Origin of the sequence: Rhodococcus sp. M8, from assembly GCF_015654185.1 — a bacterium.
In the GTDB taxonomy this organism is placed as follows: domain Bacteria; phylum Actinomycetota; class Actinomycetes; order Mycobacteriales; family Mycobacteriaceae; genus Rhodococcus; species Rhodococcus aetherivorans.
Genome location: NZ_CP064065.1, coordinates 1,190,513 through 1,208,179, shown reverse-complemented (window position 1 = coordinate 1,208,179; position 17,667 = coordinate 1,190,513). Strand labels below are relative to the sequence as shown.

At 71.7% G+C, this 17,667-nt stretch carries 16 protein-coding genes; 6 read left to right on the top strand and 10 right to left on the bottom strand.

Annotated features, from left to right (window positions below; all coding sequences use genetic code 11):
* Nucleotides 1-59 precede the first annotated feature (59 nt).
* The 6 genes from ISO16_RS05365 to ISO16_RS05340 form a co-directional block, all read right to left on the bottom strand.
* Nucleotides 60-800: a DUF4191 domain-containing protein gene (locus ISO16_RS05365; RefSeq protein ID WP_029544250.1), complete on the bottom strand. Its 741-nt coding sequence runs from the start codon at nucleotides 798-800 to the stop codon at nucleotides 60-62.
* 55 nt (nucleotides 801-855) lie between these two features.
* Nucleotides 856-1,866: a lipoyl synthase gene (gene lipA / locus ISO16_RS05360; RefSeq protein WP_170914099.1), complete on the bottom strand. Its 1,011-nt coding sequence runs from the start codon at nucleotides 1,864-1,866 to the stop codon at nucleotides 856-858.
* A 68-nt stretch (nucleotides 1,867-1,934) separates the two neighbouring features.
* The gene (gene lipB / locus ISO16_RS05355) at nucleotides 1,935-2,717 is read right to left on the bottom strand and encodes a lipoyl(octanoyl) transferase LipB (protein WP_006947767.1); all 783 of its coding nucleotides are present in this window, start codon (nucleotides 2,715-2,717) and stop codon (nucleotides 1,935-1,937) included.
* Nucleotides 2,718-2,763: 46 nt separating this feature from the next.
* Nucleotides 2,764-3,654: a TIGR01777 family oxidoreductase gene (locus ISO16_RS05350; RefSeq protein ID WP_072635460.1), complete on the bottom strand. Its 891-nt coding sequence runs from the start codon at nucleotides 3,652-3,654 to the stop codon at nucleotides 2,764-2,766.
* 110 nt (nucleotides 3,655-3,764) lie between these two features.
* Nucleotides 3,765-5,513 carry a 2-oxoglutarate dehydrogenase, E2 component, dihydrolipoamide succinyltransferase gene (gene sucB, locus ISO16_RS05345; protein ID WP_072635459.1) on the bottom strand — a complete coding sequence of 583 codons (1,749 nt, stop codon included), beginning with the start codon at nucleotides 5,511-5,513 and terminating at the stop codon, nucleotides 3,765-3,767.
* A gap of 257 nt (nucleotides 5,514-5,770) precedes the next feature.
* A complete protein-coding gene (locus ISO16_RS05340) occupies nucleotides 5,771-7,279 on the bottom strand; it encodes a leucyl aminopeptidase (protein WP_029544245.1) in 1,509 nt (502 codons plus the stop codon).
* 73 nt (nucleotides 7,280-7,352) lie between these two features.
* On the opposite strand from ISO16_RS05340, the gene gcvT reads away from it, so the two are divergent.
* Both gcvT and ISO16_RS05330 read left to right on the top strand, forming a co-directional pair.
* Nucleotides 7,353-8,453: a glycine cleavage system aminomethyltransferase GcvT gene (gene gcvT / locus ISO16_RS05335; protein WP_072635525.1), complete on the top strand. Its 1,101-nt coding sequence runs from the start codon at nucleotides 7,353-7,355 to the stop codon at nucleotides 8,451-8,453.
* Nucleotides 8,454-8,486: 33 nt separating this feature from the next.
* The gene (locus ISO16_RS05330; protein WP_072635458.1) at nucleotides 8,487-9,590 is read left to right on the top strand and encodes a branched-chain amino acid aminotransferase; all 1,104 of its coding nucleotides are present in this window, start codon (nucleotides 8,487-8,489) and stop codon (nucleotides 9,588-9,590) included.
* Between the two features lie 44 nt (nucleotides 9,591-9,634).
* On the opposite strand, the gene ISO16_RS05325 is transcribed toward ISO16_RS05330, so the two are convergent.
* Both ISO16_RS05325 and cobT read right to left on the bottom strand, forming a co-directional pair.
* Nucleotides 9,635-10,387, bottom strand: a complete 753-nt coding sequence (locus tag ISO16_RS05325; protein ID WP_072635524.1) for an adenosylcobinamide-GDP ribazoletransferase — start codon at nucleotides 10,385-10,387, stop codon at nucleotides 9,635-9,637.
* A gap of 26 nt (nucleotides 10,388-10,413) precedes the next feature.
* Nucleotides 10,414-11,529 (bottom strand): nicotinate-nucleotide--dimethylbenzimidazole phosphoribosyltransferase, encoded by a 1,116-nt coding sequence (gene cobT, locus ISO16_RS05320; protein ID WP_072635457.1) that lies wholly within the window; start codon nucleotides 11,527-11,529, stop codon nucleotides 10,414-10,416.
* 134 nt (nucleotides 11,530-11,663) lie between these two features.
* On the opposite strand from cobT, the gene ISO16_RS05315 reads away from it, so the two are divergent.
* A complete protein-coding gene (locus ISO16_RS05315) occupies nucleotides 11,664-11,882 on the top strand; it encodes a hypothetical protein (RefSeq protein WP_072635456.1) in 219 nt (72 codons plus the stop codon).
* A gap of 21 nt (nucleotides 11,883-11,903) precedes the next feature.
* Here the strand turns inward: ISO16_RS05315 and ISO16_RS05310 are convergent, their stop codons facing one another.
* A complete protein-coding gene (locus ISO16_RS05310) occupies nucleotides 11,904-12,569 on the bottom strand; it encodes a DUF3043 domain-containing protein (RefSeq protein WP_006947776.1) in 666 nt (221 codons plus the stop codon).
* Nucleotides 12,570-12,714: 145 nt separating this feature from the next.
* On the opposite strand from ISO16_RS05310, the gene ISO16_RS05305 reads away from it, so the two are divergent.
* The 3 genes from ISO16_RS05305 (at nucleotide 12,715) to ISO16_RS05295 (ending at nucleotide 15,611) form a co-directional block, all read left to right on the top strand.
* On the top strand, nucleotides 12,715-13,065 hold the full coding sequence (locus ISO16_RS05305; RefSeq protein WP_029544238.1) for a HesB/IscA family protein: 351 nt from the start codon (nucleotides 12,715-12,717) through the stop codon (nucleotides 13,063-13,065).
* 127 nt (nucleotides 13,066-13,192) lie between these two features.
* On the top strand, nucleotides 13,193-14,164 hold the full coding sequence (locus ISO16_RS05300; protein WP_072635455.1) for a carbohydrate kinase family protein: 972 nt from the start codon (nucleotides 13,193-13,195) through the stop codon (nucleotides 14,162-14,164).
* A gap of 133 nt (nucleotides 14,165-14,297) precedes the next feature.
* Nucleotides 14,298-15,611, top strand: a complete 1,314-nt coding sequence (locus tag ISO16_RS05295) for an ISL3 family transposase (protein ID WP_195886188.1) — start codon at nucleotides 14,298-14,300, stop codon at nucleotides 15,609-15,611.
* Between the two features lie 54 nt (nucleotides 15,612-15,665).
* Here ISO16_RS05295 and asnB read toward each other — a convergent pair whose 3' ends face one another.
* Entirely contained in the window at nucleotides 15,666-17,591 is a 1,926-nt protein-coding gene (gene asnB, locus ISO16_RS05290) for an asparagine synthase (glutamine-hydrolyzing) (protein ID WP_072635445.1), read from the bottom strand.
* Between the last annotated feature and the right edge of the window lie 76 nt (nucleotides 17,592-17,667).

Sequence of the window (17,667 nt, the reverse complement as noted above, 5' to 3'; positions counted from 1 at the left end):
CGGAACGGGAGCCTGCACCGGGTCGATCCGGGTGCAGGCTCCCGTCGTCGGAGCGGGGCTCAGCGGCGGCGCATGGTGCGCTGGACGCTGCGCATCTTCGCGCCGGCCGGCATCGGACCCTTCGGGAGCGCGGCGCCGGTCTTCTTGGTGCTCAGGGCGGCCAGCCGGCCCTCGATCGCGTCCATCCGCTTGGTGTCGATGTTGCGTGGCAGCTTGGACAGGTGCTTCTGCAGCTGCGACAGCGGGACCTGGCCCTCGTCGTTGCCGACCACGACGTCGTAGATCGGGGTGTCGCCGACGAGGCGCGCCACCCGCTTCTTCTCCTGTGCGAGAAGCGCTTTCACGCGCTGCGGCGATCCCTCGGCCACCAGGATCACGCCCGGGCGGCCGATGACGCGGTGCACGGCGTCGAGCTGCGCGGTGCCGGCCACCGCGTGCGTGACGCGCCAGGAGCCCTGCAGGTTGTCCAGCGCCCACGCCGCCGCGCCGGCCTGACCCTCGGCCTTGCCGTAGACCGTTTTCTGCACCCGGCGACCGAAGATGACGAACGCGAGCAGCACCCCCACGAGCAGGCCGACCGGCAGGAGGAACCACTCGATACCGAAGATCAGCCCGATCAGGAAGAACACCAGGGTGGAGACGACGATCGCGCCGATCATCCACGGCAGCAGCAGCTTGTCTTCCTTGCGCTGCAGCTGGAACGCCTGCCAGAGCTGGGTTCGCCGCTCCTTCGACGCCTGCTTGCGCGCGGCCTTCGCCGCGGCCTTCGCTTCCTTGTCGGGTTTGCTGCCTTTCGCCATGCACCCAGGATACTTTCCCCGCGGTGGCCCCTTCACCACCGCGGGTCCGGTACGGCTACGGCGTGAGGCGAGTGAGCACGGAGCTGGCTTCCTGGGCCGCTGTGCCCCCCTCGGCCAGGTGCGCCTGGGCGGCGGGCAATTCGCGGCCATGGTGTGCCATGGCCTGCGCGTACAGGCGGCCCGCGCGGTACGAGGACCGGACCAGCGGCCCGGCCATCACGCCCGCGAAGCCGATCTCCTCGGCGGTCTCCGAGTGCGCGACGAACTCCTCGGGCTTGACCCACCGCTCGACGGGATGGTGCCGCGGCGACGGACGCAGGTACTGGGTGATGGTGACGATGTCGCAGCCGGCGGCGTGCAGGTCGTGCAGCGCCTCGGTGACCTCCTCCGGCGTCTCACCCATGCCGAGGATCAGGTTGGACTTGGTCACCAGGCCGAACTCGCGGGCCGCGGTGATCACGTCCAGCGACCGCTGGTAGCGGAACGCCGGGCGGATGCGCTTGAAGATCCGGGGGACGGTCTCGACGTTGTGCGCGAGGACCTCGGGACGCGACTCGAAGACCTCGGTGAGCAGTTCGGGCTTGCCGTTGAAGTCGGGGATGAGGTTCTCGACGCCGGTGCCCGGGTTGAGCTCGTGGATCTGCCGCACGGTCTCGGCGTACAGCCACGCGCCGCCGTCGGGCAGATCGTCGCGGGCGACACCGGTGATCGTCGAGTACCGCAGACCCATCGCCTGCACCGACTCGGCGACGCGGCGCGGCTCGTCGCGGTCGAGCTCGGCGGGCTTACCGGTGTCGATCTGGCAGAAATCGCATCGACGGGTGCACTGCTCGCCGCCGATGAGGAACGTCGCCTCCCGGTCCTCCCAGCATTCGTAGATGTTGGGACAACCGGCTTCCTCGCAGACCGTGTGCAGGCCCTCGCGCCGCACCAGTCCCTTCAGCTCGGTGTACTCCGGGCCCATCTTCGCCCGGGTCTTGATCCAGTTCGGCTTGCGTTCGATCGGCGTCTGCGCGTTTCGGGTCTCGATCCGCAGCAGTTTGCGTCCTTCTGGGGCCACAGTCACGGGCTCGATCCTACGCCCGCCGGTACCGGCCGGACCCACCCTGGGGGCGCGGCCGTGGCGGGCGGCGATCAGCCGTACCGCACCGTGGTGAACTCCGGCCGCGGGGTCTGCGGCGGCTCGGCACCGACGGCCTGTTCGAACGTCACCCGCTCGATGTCGTGGTCCGTCACCGGCAGGCGGCCGTCGAGAGCGTCGATCACCGCCGCCGTCACCGCCGGCATCACCTCGGCGACGGTCACGTCCCGTCCGAGCTCACCCGTGAGCGAGGTGACACCCGCGTCGCGGATGCCGCACGGGACGATCGAGTCGAACGCGTCGAGGGTGGCGTCGCAGTTGAGGGAGAACCCGTGCATCGTCACCCCGCGCTGCACCCGCACCCCGATGGCGGCGATCTTGCGCTCGGGCAGCCAGTGCCCGTCGCGCAGCTCGGCCGGCAGCCACACGCCCGAGCGACCGTCCACGCGGCCGCACGTGAGCCCGAGGTCGGTGCAGACCTCGATCAGGGCCTGCTCGAGACGCCGCACGTAGCCGACGACGTCGATGGGTTCGCCGAGCCGGATGATCGGGTAGCCCACCAGCTGGCCGGGACCGTGCCAGGTGATCTTGCCCCCGCGGTCGACGTCGATCACCGGGGTGCCGTCGGTGGGGCGATCCTCGGGGGCGGTGCGCTTACCGGCGGTGTACACGGGCGGATGCTCGAGCAACAGCAGGGTGTCGACACCGCGGCCCTCGGCCCGGTCGGCGGCGATCTCCCGTTGCCGCTCCCACGCCTCGAGGTAACCGATCAGCCCCAGGTGCGCCACCGCGACGGGTTCGGAATCGAAACGGGCGGAGGAGGATGCGCTGCTCATAGTCCACGACCCTACGCCGTCGGCGAGCCCTCGCGAAGAGGTGACTTCAGGACGCGAGCGCGTTTCCCAGGGCGGCACCGATCGTCGGGTACCGGAACTCGAAGCCCGTCGACTCGAGCACCGCCGGCAGGGCACGCTGCCCGGTGAGCACCAGTGCGCGCGCCATTTCCCCGGCGACCGCGGCGACCACGAAACCGGGGGTCGTCCACGGCGCGGGCCGGTGCACCGAGTGCGCCAGCGCCTCGGTGAACCGGGCATTCGTCACGGGGGCCGGCCCGGTGACATCGACCGGTCCGGCGATGTCGCCGCGACCGAGGACGAAGCCCACCGCCGCCACCGCATCCTCGAGCGCCACCCACGACATGTACTGCCGGCCGTCGCCGAGCCGGGAACCGAGCCCGAGCCGGAACAGCGGCTCGAGCCGGCGCAGGATGCCCCCGTGCGGCGCGAGCACGATCCCGGTGCGGAGAACGATCGCGCGGACCCCGGCCTCACGCGCCGGCGCCGTGGCAGCCTCCCAGTCGCGGCACAGGTCGGCCACGAACCCCTGCCCGGCAGGGCTGCGTTCGTCCACCACCGTCTCGCCGGTGTCCCCGTAGAAGCCGACGGCGCCCGCGTTGACCAGCGTCGGCACCCCGGCGGCCGCGACGGCGGCGGCGAGGACGTCGGTGGGGACGATCCGGCTGTCGCGCAGTTCCTGCTTCACCGCGCCCGACCAGCGCCGCGCACCCACGCTCGACCCGCACAGGTTCACCACGGCGTCGACGCGGTCGAGCGCCGCGGGATCGACCCGCCCCGTCCGCGGGTCCCAGGACCACTCGTCCGGCGCCCCCGGCGGACGCCGCACCAGGCGCCGCACCTCGTGGCCGTGCGCCCGCAGCCACGCGACCGAGGCAGTTCCGATCAGCCCCGACGAGCCGGCCACGAGGATGCGCATGCCGGAGATTCTCCCGCATCTGCGGGGATCGGAACGCGGAAGCGGGGGCCTCGTCGGTGTGACGATGCCCCCGCTGCGGGTCCGGTGAGTGCCGGGCTACACCCCGTGGGTCACAGACCCAGGTCGGCTTCGAACGCCGCCTCCTCGAGGCGGTGCTTGATCGTGGTGAGGAACCGGCCCGCGTCCGCGCCGTCGACCAGCCGGTGATCGTAGGTCAGCGGCAGGTAGCACATCGAACGGACACCGATCGACTCGTTGCCCACCTCGTCGGTGACGACCACCGGTCGCTTGACGATCGCACCGGTGCCGAGCATCGCCGCCTGCGGCGGCACCAGGATCGGCGTGTCGAACAGGGCGCCCTGGCTGCCGATGTTCGTGATCGTGAAGGTGCCCCCGGCCAGCTCGTCGGGCTTGAGGCCACCGCTGCGGGCACGCTTGGCGATGTCCGCGATCGCGCGGGCCAGGCCGGCCAGCGACAGGTCACCGGCGTTGTGGATCACCGGGGAGAGCAGACCCTGCTCCGTGTCCACGGCGATGCCGAGGTGCTCGGCCGCGTGGTAGGTGATCTCCTTCTTGTCCTCGTCGTAGGAGGCGTTGATGTTCGGGTGCGCCTTGAGGGCCTCGACGACGGCCTTCGCGAAGAAGGGCAGGAAGGTCAGGTTGACGCCCTCGCGCTCGGCGAAGGTCGCCTTGGCCTGCGCCCGCAGGTGCGCGATCTTGGTGACGTCGACCTCGAAGGTCTGGGTGAGCTGCGCGGTGGTCTGCAGGGACTCGCGGGTCTTGATCGCGGTGATCTGGCGGATCCGGTTGACCTTCTGCGTGGTGCCACGCAGGTGGGCCAGCTCGGGACGGACACCGGCGGTCGCGGCCGGAGCGGCGGCCGGGGCCTTGGCGGCGGGCGCCGGCGCCTGGGCGGCGGGGGCCTTCGCGGCCTCGGCAGCGGCGAGCACGTCCTGCTTGCGGATGCGGCCGCCGACACCGGTACCGGACACCGTCGACAGGTCGACGCCGTGCTCGGCGGCGAGCTTGCGGACGAGAGGCGTCACGTACGGCGTGGCTCCACCCGAGGTCTCCTCGGCCGCGGGGACCGGAGCGGGGGCCGGAGCGGCCTGCTTCACCGGCTCCGGGGCGGGCTGCTTCACCGGCTCGGGGGCCGCCTGCTTCGCCGGCTCGGGCTTCGGTTCCGCCTTCGGCTCGGGCTTCGGTTCCGGCTTCGGCTCGGGCTTCGACGGTGCCGCGGCCGGGGTTCCCGATCCGATCACCGCGAGCTGCCCACCGACCTCGACGGTGTCGTCCTCCTGGGCGTTGATCTCGAGGAGCACACCGGCAACCGGGGACGGGATCTCCGTGTCGACCTTGTCGGTGGACACCTCGAGCAGGGGTTCGTCGACCGCGACCTCGTCACCGACGGACTTCAGCCACCGGGTGACGGTGCCCTCGGTCACGGACTCGCCGAGCGCCGGCATGGTGACCGGGGTGCCCTCGGCGGCGCCGGCGTCGGAACCGGACGGAGCCGGAGCGGGCTCGGGTTCCGGCTCGGGCTCGGGGGTGGGCTGCTCCTCGGGTGCCGCCTCCTCGGCCGGGGCGGCAGAAGGGGTGGTGGACGATCCCGCGTCGTCGGCGGAGTCACCGATCACCGCCAGCTCGCCGCCGATCTCGACCGTCTCGTCCTCTTGGGCGACGATCTTCACCAGCACACCGGCCGCGGGCGAGGGGATCTCGGTGTCGACCTTGTCCGTGGAAACTTCGAGCAGCGGCTCGTCGACTTCGACCGTGTCTCCTTCCTGCTTGAGCCATCGCGTGACAGTTCCCTCGGTGACGCTCTCACCAAGCGCTGGCATCTGGACGGAGAAGGCCATGTCTGTTGACTCCTCGACGGTTGTGTTCGGGTGTGTTGAGTTGTGCCGACCGATGGTCGCGGACCATTGTGTGGTCGCAGACCATTGTGCTCGAGGCCACGGTCTCGTGCGGTGTCTTGCGGTGTTCGATTGAGACCACACCCGATGCCGGGTATGACCTCGACCATCCTTGCACTGATCCAATCGCGGCGTTCGACGAGGGTTGGGTCACGCGCGCCCGCGCGTCCCTGCCGCCCGGCAGGGACGCGCCGGACGGGTCAGCCGTTGGCCGCGATGTCCTCGATGACGGCGAACAGCGTGCGCACCGGCACACCGGTGCCGCCCTTGCCGACATAGCCGAACGGGCTTCCGGTGTTGAAAGCCGGCCCGGCCACGTCGATGTGGGCCCACTGCACGCCCTCGGCCACGAACTCCTTCAGGTACAGGCCGGCGGCGAGCATCCCGCCCCACCGGTGCGGCGTGACGTTGGCCAGATCGGCCACCCGGGAGTTCAGGTCCGCGCGCAGCTCGGCCGGCAGCGGCATCGCCCACCCGTTCTCGCCCACCTCCTGCGAGAGCCGTGCGACACGGTCCCGGAACTCGTCGGTGCCCATGACGCCCGGCGTCCGCGTCCCCAGGGCGACCATCTGCGCGCCCGTGAGCGTCGCGGTGTCGATCAGGTAGTCGGGCTCGTCCTCGCAGGCACGGACGATGGCGTCGGCAAGGATGAGACGACCCTCGGCGTCGGTGTTGATCACCTCGACGGTGGTGCCGCCGTACTGGGTGAGCACGTCGCCGGGACGCTGTGCCGTCGCGGACGGCATGTTCTCGGCCATCGGCACCGTCGCGGTCACGTCTGCCGCCACCCCGAGCTTCGCGGCGAGCACGACCGTCGCGACCACCGCCGCGGCCCCGCCCATGTCGGACGTCATGTTCTCCATCCCGGCGGCCGGCTTGATGGAGATGCCGCCGGTGTCGAACGTGATGCCCTTGCCCACGAGCGCCACCTTCGGGGCCTTGCGCTTCTTGGCGGAGTAGCTCAGCCGCACGAGCCGCGGCGGGCGCGACGACCCCTTGCCGACCCCGACGATGCCGCCGTAGCCCTGCTGCTCGAGCGCCTTCTCGTCCAGCACCTCGACCCGCAGCCCGGCGGCGGCGCCGAGCGCCTGCGCGCGGTCGGCGAACTCGGCCGGGAACAGGTGGCTCGGCGGGGTGTTGACGAACTCGCGGGCGGTGGCGACCGCCTCGGCGACGGCCGTCGCCCGGGCCAGCGCGGCCTTGACCTCGCGGGCGCGCGGCGACGCAACGAGCAGCTCGATCCGGGCGGGGGGCTGCGCGTCGCCGGAGTTCGACTTCGCGGTGCGGAACTCGGTGAACGTGTACGCGCCGAGCGCGAAGCCCTCCGCGGCGGCGCCGAGATCCACGGCGGACAGGGTCGTCGCGACCACGGAGGCGCCGGCGAGGGCGCGCGCCGCGGCGCCGGCGGAGCGGCGCACCTGTTCGGCGTCGATCTTGCCGGCGGCGCCGAGCCCGACGGCGAGCACGCTGGTGACCGGCAGGGCGGCGGGCGCGGGGATCCGCGTGACCTCCTCGGCCTTGCCCTTGGCGCCGACGGACTGCAGGGCGTCGAGCAGCCCGCCGAGGACGTCCTCGTCGACCAGTCCGTCGCCGAGCAGGGCCTCGGGACCGTCGTCGCCTGCGGTCAGGCCGATGACGAGGACGTCCGCGCGCTTGGAAACGCTTCCGGCGAGAACGAGTTCGGGAAGGGTGGGCGAAAGGGCACTCACGGGCGTCTCCTAGGGGGAAGGGGGTCGTGGCACCGATGCTAATGATCCCGGGGGGTGGGATAGCGTGGGGCGCATGAGCGACCAGTTACTGCTGCAGGGCCCGATCCACGCCGTCCACACCGAACTCGGTGCGACCTTCGCGGCCTTCGGTGGCTGGCAGATGCCGGTCTCGTACGCCGGCACCGTCGCCGAGCACACCGCCGTGCGCGAGAACGTGGGCCTGTTCGACGTCAGCCATCTGGGCAAGGCCCTCGTCGCCGGTCCGGGCGCGGCCGACTACGTCAATTCGACGCTCACCAACGACCTGCGCAAGATCGGCCCGGGCAAGGCCCAGTACACCCTCTGCTGTACCGAGTCCGGGGGTGTCACCGACGACCTGATCGTCTACTACGTCTCCGACGAGGAGCTGTTCCTCGTGCCGAACGCCGCGAACACCGCCGCGGTCGTCGCCGTCCTCGCCGCGAACGCGCCCGAGGGCGTGACGGTGACGAACCAGCACCGCGACCACGGCGTCTTCGCCGTGCAGGGACCGACCTCCGAAGCTGTCCTGCAGGGGCTGGGGCTGCCCACCGACCTCGGCTACATGAGCTTCGTGGACGCGCAGTGGAACGGCGTGCCGGTCCGCGTGTGCCGCACCGGCTACACCGGTGAGCGCGGCTTCGAACTGGTGCCGCGCTGGGCCGACGCCGAGGCGCTGTTCCGGGCGCTGGCCGACGCCGTGCGTGCCGCCGGCGGTCAGGTTGCCGGGCTCGGGGCCCGCGACACTCTGCGCACCGAGATGGGCTACCCGCTGCACGGGCACGAGCTGTCGGAGGCGATCTCGCCCCTGCAGGCCCGCTGCGGCTGGGCGGTGGGCTGGAGCAAGCCGGCGTTCCGGGGACGTGCGGCGCTCGTCGCGGAGAAGGAGTCCGGTCCCGCGCGACGGCTGTGGGGGCTGCAGGCGCTCGACCGTGGCGTGCTGCGGCCGGACCTGAAGGTGCTGCGCGACGGAAACACGGTGGGGGAGACCACGTCCGGCACGTTCTCCCCGACGCTCAAGGTCGGTATCGCGCTGGCGCTCCTCGATACGGCGGCGGGCCTGGCCGCCGGGGACGAGGTCGCGGTCGACGTCCGGGGACGCGCCCTGCGCGCCCGGTTGGTCGTCCCACCGTTCGTCCCCGACCACACCAAGTAGGGCGGCGCGGGCGGTTCGATAGGATCAACGGTCATGACCGGTGTCCTCGAATTCGCCCACGTTCCGCACCCCTCGCCCGCCTCCGCGGAGCGGCGTGGAGAGATATTGGCGGATCCGGGGTTCGGCCGGTACTTCACCGATCACATGGTCACGATCGACTACACCGAGGGCCGCGGCTGGCACGACGCCACCGTCCAGCCGTACGGCCCGATGCAGCTCGACCCGGCCGCGATGGTGCTGCACTACGGGCAGGCGATCTTCGAGGGTCTGAAGGTCTACCGGCAGCCCGACGGCAGCATCGCGGCCTTCCGCGTGTACTCCAACGCCGAACGGATGCGCCGGTCCTCGCGGCGCCTGGCCATGGCCGAGCTGCCGGACGAGTTGTTCGTCCGTTCGATCGCGGAGCTGGTCGACGCCGACCACGAATGGGTGCCCGCCGCCGGTGGCGAGGAGTCGCTGTATCTGCGGCCGTTCATGTTCTCCACCGAAGCCGGTCTCGGCGTGCGGCCCGCGAACCAGTACCGGTACATGCTGATCGCCTCCCCGGCCGGCGCGTACTTCCCCCGCGGCGTCAAGCCGGTGAGCGTGTGGATCTCGCAGGAGTACGTGCGGGCCGCGCCGGGCGGCACGGGCGACGCCAAGTTCTCCGGGAACTATGCCGCGTCGCTGCTGGCGCAGGCGCAGGCCACCGAGCAGGGCTGCGACCAGGTCGTGTGGCTCGACGCCGTCGAGCGCCGCTACATCGAGGAGATGGGCGGCATGAACCTGTGCTTCATCTTCGGATCGGGCGCCGACGCGAGGCTGGTGACGCCGGAGCTGTCCGGCTCGCTGCTGCCCGGCATCACCCGCGACTCCCTGCTCACCCTGGCCAGGGACGCCGGCCTCGAGGTGGAGGAGCGCAAGATCTCGGTGGAGGAATGGGAGTCGAAGGTCGCCACCGGCGAGATCACCGAGGTCTTCGCGTGCGGCACCGCGGCGGTCATCACCCCGGTCGGCACCGTCAAGAGCCGGGACGGCGAGTTCACCGTGGCCGACGGCGAGCCCGGCAAGGTCACCATGGCCCTGCGTGACACCCTCACCGGCATCCAGCGGGGGACGTTCGCCGACACCCACGGCTGGCTCACCACCCTGCGCTGAGCCCGGCTCGGCCGGGCCCTGCACTGAGCCCGGCTCGGCCGGGCCTACGCGACGGCCGCGCTCAGCGCCGCGGCCACGATCGTCACCGTCGTCTCGAGGCCGGCCCCGAGCGCGTCGCCGTTGAGGCCGCCGAACCGGCGGACGCAGTGCCGCACCAGCAGCAGTGCAGCACCGAGCGCCACGGCCACCGTCACCGGGCCGGCCCACCAGGAGCCGGGCACGCACCAGGCCGCCGCGACGAGCGCGACGCCGGCCCACAGGGCGCCCACCCCGAGCGGCTGTGTCCCCGCCACCAGGGCACCGAACCCGCTGCCCGGGGCTGCGGCCACGCCGCGGCGGCAGGCGAGGACGACCGCGACCCGGCCGGCGGTGACGGCGAGGATCACGGCGGGCCAGGATCGCGCGTCGGCGAGCGCCCCGAACGAGGCGGCCTGCGCACCGAGCACGACCACCAGGGTGGCCACCCCGAACGGTCCGGCGCCGCCCGACTTCATCACCTCACGAGCCCGCTCCGGCGGTCCGTAGCAGCCGAGCCCGTCGGCCGTGTCGCACAGGCCGTCGAGGTGCATGCCGCGCGTCGCGAGGCCCAGGAACCCCACCCCGATCAGGCCCGCGAGCAGGGGAGTGCAGCCGGCGGCGACCGCCGCCCACAGCACGCCTGCGGTCCCGAGACCCAGCACGAGGCCGGCGACCGGCGCCGCGGCGATAGCCGTGCCCCCGGCGCCGCGATCGATGCGCCCCGGTCCCTGAACCGGCAGCACGGTGAGCCAGGAGAGGGCGAGGGCGATGCCGCGCATCGATCGCCCCAGGGCGATGCCACGCATCAGTCGTCGCGCGGATCGGCGCCCGGCGTGGCGTCCGGCGTGGCGTCCTCGTCGCGGGTACTCACGCCGGCCTCGGCGAACGTCGCCATGTTCGTGAGGACCGCCACCGCGCCGTGCAGGATCGGCAGCGCGGCGACCGCCCCCGAGCCCTCGCCGAGACGCATCCCCAGGTCGACGAGCGGATCCAGGTTCAGGTGCCGAAGGGCCAGCGTGTGGGCCGGTTCGGTGGAGCGGTGCCCGGCGATCCACCAGTCCCGGGCTCCCGGGGCGAGTTCCTCGGCGACGAGCGCCGCGGCGGTGACGACGACCCCGTCGAGCACGACCGGGGTCCGGCGTACCGACGCCTGCGCGAGGTACCCGGCCATCGCGGCGAGGTCGGCGCCTCCCGCGGTGCGCAGCAGCGCCACCGGGTTGCGGGCGTGGGGCCGTGCGCGGCGCATCGCGTCGCGGATCGCGGCGACCTTGCGCATCCAGGCGGCGTCGTCGATGCCGGTGCCGCGTCCCACGGCCGCGACGGGCTCGGTGCCGGTGAGCGTGGCGATCAGCGCCGTCGCGGGGGTGGTGTTGCCGATCCCCATGTCACCCGCGACGAGCAGGTCGGCTCCCGCATCGACCTCCTCGTCGGCGACGGCTCGCCCGGCGGTGATCGCCTGGAGGGTCTCTTCCTCGGTGAGCGCGTCCTCCCGGTCGATGGAGCCGCTCGACCGGCGCACCTTGTGTGCGGAAACCGCCGGATCCGTGTCCCCGTCGACGGCCATGTCCACCACCCGGACCCCGGCGCCGGCGCTGGCGGCGAGAACGTTGACCGCGGCGCCGCCGGCGAGGAAGTTGGCGACCATCTGAGCGGTCACCTCGGGGGGATACGCCGAGACACCGCCGCGGGCCACACCGTGATCGCCGGCGAACACCACCACCCGGGGACGGGTGAACGGGCGGGGCGGTACCTGCCCCTGGCAGGACGCGACCCAGCACCCCAGCTCCTCCAGCCGGCCGAGGGAACCGGCAGGCTTGGTGAGATCGCGCTGCCGGGCGTCGGCGCGCCGGCGGACCTCCCGGTCGGGGGCGACGACGGGCGGGAAGACGACGTCGGCGGAGTGGACGGATTCGCTGCTCACGGGGCACCTTTCACGAAGTGGCGGAGGCCGAAGCCACCGCTGGACGCTATCAACCCGCGCCGTGGCAGAAAATCGACGGTAGATGGCTTTGCTGCCACTGTCTCGGGCGTTGCACCGGCGACAGACTGTCCGTCATGAGCCAGGTCGTCGTGATCGTCCTCGTGTTGGCCGCGCTCGTCGCCGGCCTCGAACTCGCGCGGGCCCGTTCCCGCCCCGCCCCGCGGTGGGTGACGCGGGCCTGGTGGCGCCACAACCACTTCCGGCCGCAGGATCCGTCGTCGCTCCTGTGCGGCGACCCGTCGGCCGGCTGGGTGCGCAGCACGATCGATGCGCGCCGAGCACCGCACCACTGACCGGTGCGCAGGCCCGCGCGGTCAGACGGCGTCGCCGGGGGAAACCCGCGGCAGCGGCGCCCGGAGCTTGCGGATCTGCGAGGCTCGCACGAACGCGTACCACCCCAGGCCGAAGCCGCCCTCCGTGGTGTCGGGGAAGCGGGCCCGGGCCTTCTTGTTCACGAGGCGGCCGAGGTAGATCCCCTCGATCACCATGAGCACGATCATCGCGAACATCGCGAGCGTCACGTACTGCTGGACCACCGGCCCGAGGAACATCGTCATGATCAGGACCAGCGCCATGGGCATGAACAGGCCCACGAGGTTGCGGCGGCTGTCCACCAGGTCGCGCACGTAGGCCCGCACGGGCCCCTTGTCGCGCGGCAGCAGGTACTTCTCCTCGCCCGCGAGCATGCGAGTGCGGCGCTCGCCGGCGGCGGCGCGGCGCTCCGCGGACTGCGCCTTGCGTTCCTCCTTGGAGAGGGACTGCTTGGCGGCCTTGCGGCGCGCCCGGGCTTCCTTGGCGGTCAACGGAGCCGGAGCGACGGGACCACGCCGGCGGGCCTCGGCCTCTCGGCGCTTCGGGGTCGGACGGCCCTTGCCGGTCGTTCCCTTGCCGCCCTCGGACTGCGGGTCGGCGACGGACTCGGACGCGCCGAGGTCCCCGTTGTCGGATTCGTCGGAACCGCCGCGGCGTAGCAACTTCACCCCTCCAGGCTATGGGAAAACCGTCCCGGCCGGAAAATCGCCCCCGGTCAGGCCCGCGTGCGGTCCGAGGCGCGCATGAGGAATAGATGCGCGCGCGGTACCGTTGAGGCAACCGGGTTGGAACACGAAAGACTAGGGAGCGCCCATGACTGTGCAGGAAGAGACCGCCACTCACGGCGTCACCATGACCGAGGCTGCCTCCGCCAAGGCGAAGGCGCTGCTCGACCAGGAGGGCCGCGACGACCTCTCGCTGCGCATCGCCGTGCAGCCGGGTGGGTGTGCGGGCCTTCGCTACCAGCTGTTCTTCGATGACCGGACGCTCGACGGTGACCTCACCCGCGACTTCGGCGGCGTCATTCTCGCCGTCGACCGCATGAGCGCCCCCTACGTCGAAGGCGCGTCGATCGACTTCGTCGACACGATCGAGAAGCAGGGCTTCACGATCGACAACCCGAACGCCACCGGCTCCTGCGCCTGCGGCGATTCGTTCAACTGACGTAAGTCCGCCCGTGTCCGAAGGACGCGGTCCGCACTGCGGCCCCGACGCGCACTCGCGTCGGGGCCGCAGTGCTGTGCGGGTAGCGTGAGATCGGTCCCAGTCCTTCGCTGAAAGGCCCAGCCACGTGACCATCGCCGTGACCGGTTCCATCGCCACCGACCACCTCATGCGTTTCCCCGGACGCTTCGCCGAGCAGCTCGTCGCAGACCAGCTCAGCCACATCTCGCTCAGCTTCCTGGTCGACGACCTGGTTGTCCGTCGCGGCGGCGTGGGCGGCAACATCGCCTACGCGATGGGTGTGCTCGGCGGGTCGCCGGTGCTCGTCGGGGCGGTCGGCGCCGACTTCGCCGAGTACCGTGCGTGGCTCGAGGGCAACGGCGTCAACTGCGATCCCGTGCACGTGTCGCAGACCGCGCACACCGCGCGCTTCGTGTGCACGACCGACGAGGCGATGGCACAGATCGCCTCGTTCTATCCCGGCGCGATGTCCGAGGCCCGGGACATCTCCCTCGCCGACGTGACCGGGGCGCACGGGGTCGATCTGGTCCTGGTCGGCGCGAACGACCCGGAGGCGATGGCCCGGCACACCGACGAGTGCAGACAGCTCGGCATGCCGTTCGCGGCCGACCCGTCCCAGCAGCTCGCCCGTCTCAGCGGCGACGAGGCGGCCCGGTTGATCGACGGTGCCGCCTACCTGTTCACCAACGAGTACGAGTGGGGACTCCTGCAGCAGAAGACCGGCCTGACCGAGGAGCAGATCCGCGCAATGGTCGGCCTGCGCGTCACCACGCTCGGCGGCCACGGTGTCGAGATCGTCGAACGGGACGGCCACCGGATTCACGTCGGCGTCGTGCCCGAGCGGGCCAAGGTGGATCCCACCGGCGTCGGCGACGCATTCCGGGCGGGCTTCCTGCTGGGACACCGCGCGGGCCTCAGTCTCGAGCGTGCCGCCCAGCTCGGCTCGCTCGTCGCGGTGCTCGTGCTCGAGACGACCGGCACCCAGGAATGGACCTTCGACCGTCCCGACGCGGTCAAGCGGCTGGCGGTCGCGTACGGGCAGACGGCCGCGGACGAGATCGCCGCGATCCTGCCGTGACCGGCCGGTGTGTCCTTCGGGGCTCTACTGACGTAACCGTGGGTGGGGTCCGGCCGTGGTGGAAGCGCACGCCGTTGCCGCAGTAGCGTTCTGGCTTGTCTAGGGTCAGTTCGCTACAGGTGCGGAGAACGGCGTGCGCGCAGCCAGGATATGGCGTCGGGTGTTGGGTGTCGACCACACGGTCATCGACGCGGTCGGTTTCGACGAGCAGGCCGGGGCGGTGGTGGTCTCGGTGCGGCCGCAGGCCCGCGCCCGTCACCGGTGCGGGGTGTGCCGGCGCCGTTGCCCGCGCTACGACGGAGGAGCCGGACGGCGCCGGTGGCGGGCCCCGGACTGGGGTGCGGTGCCGGTGTTCGTCGAAGCCCCCGCTCCGCGGGTGCGGTGCGCCGAACACGCGGTGGTGGTGGCGGCGGTGCCGTGGGCCCGGCACGGCGCCGGGCACACCTATGGTTTCGATGCGACGGTGGCGTGGCTGGCCACGCAGACCTCCCAGACGGCGGTGTGCGCGTTGATGCGGATCGCCTGGCGCACGGTCGGGGCGATCGTGGCGCGGGTGTTCGCCGACGGCGACGCCGGCGCCGACCGGCTGGCCGGGGTGCGGCGGATCGGGATCGACGAGGTGTCCTACAAGAAGGGCCACAAGTACCTGACCGTGGTCGTCGACCACGACACCGGGCGGTGGGTGTGGGCCGCTCCCGGTCACGGCGCCGCGGTGCTCGCCGGGTTCTTCACCGCGCTCGGGCCGGACCGTTGCGCCGAGATCACGCATGTGACCTCGGATGCGGCCGGCCCGGTCGCGGCGACGGTGGCCCGGTGGTGCCCGGCCGCGGTGCGCTGCGCCGACCCGTTCCACATCGTGGCGTGGGCGACCGGTGCCCTCGACGTGGAGCGGCGGGCGGCGTGGAACCGGGCCCGGGGCCCGCGTCCGGCGGCCCGTCCCTGGGCCGGGGCGGGGTACAAATCGCGCACCCGCTCGGCCGGGGATCCGGCCACGGCGGCGGTGAAGAACAGCCGATGGGCGTTGCTGAAGAATCCCGAACACCTGACCGCGGCCCAGCGTGATCAGCTGGCCTGGATCGAGGCTCACGACGCCCGGTTGTTCCGGGCCTGGCAGCTCAAGGAGCAGCTACGGCTGATCTTGAAGCTGCCGTCTGCGGTGGCCCCCGATGCGCTCGATGCGTGGATCGAGGACGCCGCCGCCAGTGGCCTGCCGGCGTTCGTCGGCCTGGCCCGCAGTATCACCGCCCAACGCCCGGCGATCCTGGCCACGATCGAACACCGGTTGTCGAACGGGCGGGTCGAATCGGTCAACACCAAGATCCGGCTCATCGTCCGCCGCGGCTTCGGGTTCCACACCCCCGAGGCCGTCATCGCCCTGGCGATGCTCAGCCTCGGAGGCGACCGACCCCGACTACCCGGTAGAACAAACCCACGGATCAGTCAGTAGAGCCTCCTTCGGGCGGTTCCCACCGCCCGAAGGACACACCGGCCCGTAGCGGCCCTACACCTCGACGGGGTAGGCCGGCTCCTGGATGTCCGGCACGATGCGCTGCTCGACGAAGATGCCGTGCCAGATCATGAACACCAGCACCGTCCACAGCCGGCGGCTGTGATCGACGCGGCCCTCGCGGTGCTCGTCGAGCATCCGGCCGACGGCCGCCTTGTCCAGCAGGTGCTCGGTGCCCGACTCGGCGATCACGGCGCGGGCCCACTCGAACAGCTCCGGGCCGCGCAGCCAGTGCCGCAGCGGCACGGGGAAGCCGAGCTTCGCGCGGTGCAGCACGTGCGGCGGGACGATACCCTCGAGGGCCTGGCGCAGCGCGTACTTGGTGGTGTTCTTCGTGATCTTCTGATCCAGCGGCACCTGCGAGGCGACGCGGAAGACCTCGGGATCCAGGAACGGCACCCGCAGCTCCAGCGAGTTCGCCATCGTCATCTTGTCGGCCTTGACGAGGATGTCGCCGCGCAGCCACGTGAACAGGTCGAGGTGCTGCATCCGCGCGACGGGATCCCAGCCAGCGGAGCGGGCGTAGATCGGCGCGGTGACGTCCTGATGCGTCCATTCCGGACGGAAGTCGCGCAGCACCGCCCGCAGCTGCGCGTCGTTGAAGCTGCGGGCGTTCCCGTAGTACCGCTCCTCGAGGGTCATCGACCCGCGATGCAGCAGGCTCTTGCCGCGGGTGCCCTCGGGGATGCGCTCGGACAGCTTCCCGGCCGCGCGCCGCAACGGCTTCGGCAGGTACTCGAACGGCTTCAGCGACAGCGGCTCGCGGTAGATGGTGTAGCCGCCGAACAGCTCGTCGGCGCCTTCCCCGGAGAGCACCACCTTCACGTGCTTGCGGGCCTCCTTGGCGACGAACCACAGGGGCACCAGCGCGGGATCGGCGACGGGGTCGTCCAGATACCACACGATCTCGGGGATCGCCGCGGCGAACTCGGCGGGGGAGACGACCTTGACGACGTGGCGGGCGCCGATCGCGGCGGCGGACTCGGCCGCCACGTCGACCTCCGAGTAGCCCTCGCGCTCGAACCCGGTGGTGAACGTGATCAGGTTCGGATTGTGCCGCATCGCGAGCGCCGCGACGGCCGTGGAGTCGATGCCGCCGGACAGGAACGACCCGACCGTCACGTCGGCACGCATGTGCTTGGCGACGGAGTCCTCGAGTGCCTCGGCGATTTCCCGGTACCGGTCGCGCTCGCGGCCTGCGGCAAAGGGCCGGACCGGGAACGTCGGCTCGAAGTAGCGCGTGATCTCCGGCCGGCCCCCCGGGCGCACCCGGGCGTAGCAGCCGGACTCGAGCCGCCGGATCTCCTTGTGCAGGGTCTCCGGCTCGGGAACGTACTGCAGCACCGTGTAGTGCTCGACGGCGCGGGGGTCGAGTTCGGTGCCGATCCCGATCAGATCGGCCAGCTCGAGCAGGCTCTTCTTCTCGCTGCCGAACGCGGTGCCGCCGGTGCCCGTGGCGAGGAACAGCGGCTTGATGCCGAACGGGTCGCGGGCGAGGAACAGCTCGCGCGTCTCGGTGTCCCAGATCGCGAACGCGAACATGCCCCGCAGCCGTCGCACCGCCTCGGTGCCCCAGTGGTGGTACGCGGCGACGATGGTCTCGCTGTCCCCCTCGGTGGCGAACTGCGCCCCGTACTTCTCCGCCAGCTCGGCCCGCAGCTCCACGTAGTTGTAGATCTCACCGTTGAAGGTCAGGGCGTAGCGCTCCGGGGACTCCGGCGGGCCCCACCGCAGCGGCTGGTGCGAGTGCGCGATGTCGATGATCGACAGCCGGTTGAACCCGTAGACCAGGTCGCCGTCGTGCCAGGTGCCGTGCTCGTCCGGTCCGCGATGACGCAGGCAGTGCATCGCGGAGTCGACCCTGGCGACGGCGTCGTCGCTGGTGCCGTCAGTGGTCAGTAACCCGAGCAGTCCGCACACGGCGTCCGATACCTCATTCCGGTTGGGATGGATTCGGCCCCCGGGATGTTGCCGCAGCAGGGACCGACGGTCTGCA

What these genes read in the sequence shown, in the direction of transcription:
- ISO16_RS05365 (WP_029544250.1), bottom strand. Translation starts at nt 800, where the DNA reads ATGGCGAAAGGCAGCAAACCCGACAAGGAAGCGAAGGCCGCGGCGAAG.
- lipB (WP_006947767.1), bottom strand. Translation starts at nt 2,717, where the DNA reads ATGAGCAGCGCATCCTCCTCCGCCCGTTTCGATTCCGAACCCGTCGCG.
- ISO16_RS05350 (WP_072635460.1), bottom strand. Translation starts at nt 3,654, where the DNA reads ATGCGCATCCTCGTGGCCGGCTCGTCGGGGCTGATCGGAACTGCCTCG.
- sucB (WP_072635459.1), bottom strand. Translation starts at nt 5,513, where the DNA reads ATGGCCTTCTCCGTCCAGATGCCAGCGCTTGGTGAGAGCGTCACCGAG.
- gcvT (WP_072635525.1), top strand. Translation starts at nt 7,353, where the DNA reads ATGAGCGACCAGTTACTGCTGCAGGGCCCGATCCACGCCGTCCACACC.
- ISO16_RS05330 (WP_072635458.1), top strand. Translation starts at nt 8,487, where the DNA reads ATGACCGGTGTCCTCGAATTCGCCCACGTTCCGCACCCCTCGCCCGCC.
- ISO16_RS05325 (WP_072635524.1), bottom strand. Translation starts at nt 10,387, where the DNA reads ATGCGCGGCATCGCCCTCGCCCTCTCCTGGCTCACCGTGCTGCCGGTT.
- ISO16_RS05315 (WP_072635456.1), top strand. Translation starts at nt 11,664, where the DNA reads ATGAGCCAGGTCGTCGTGATCGTCCTCGTGTTGGCCGCGCTCGTCGCC.
- ISO16_RS05305 (WP_029544238.1), top strand. Translation starts at nt 12,715, where the DNA reads ATGACTGTGCAGGAAGAGACCGCCACTCACGGCGTCACCATGACCGAG.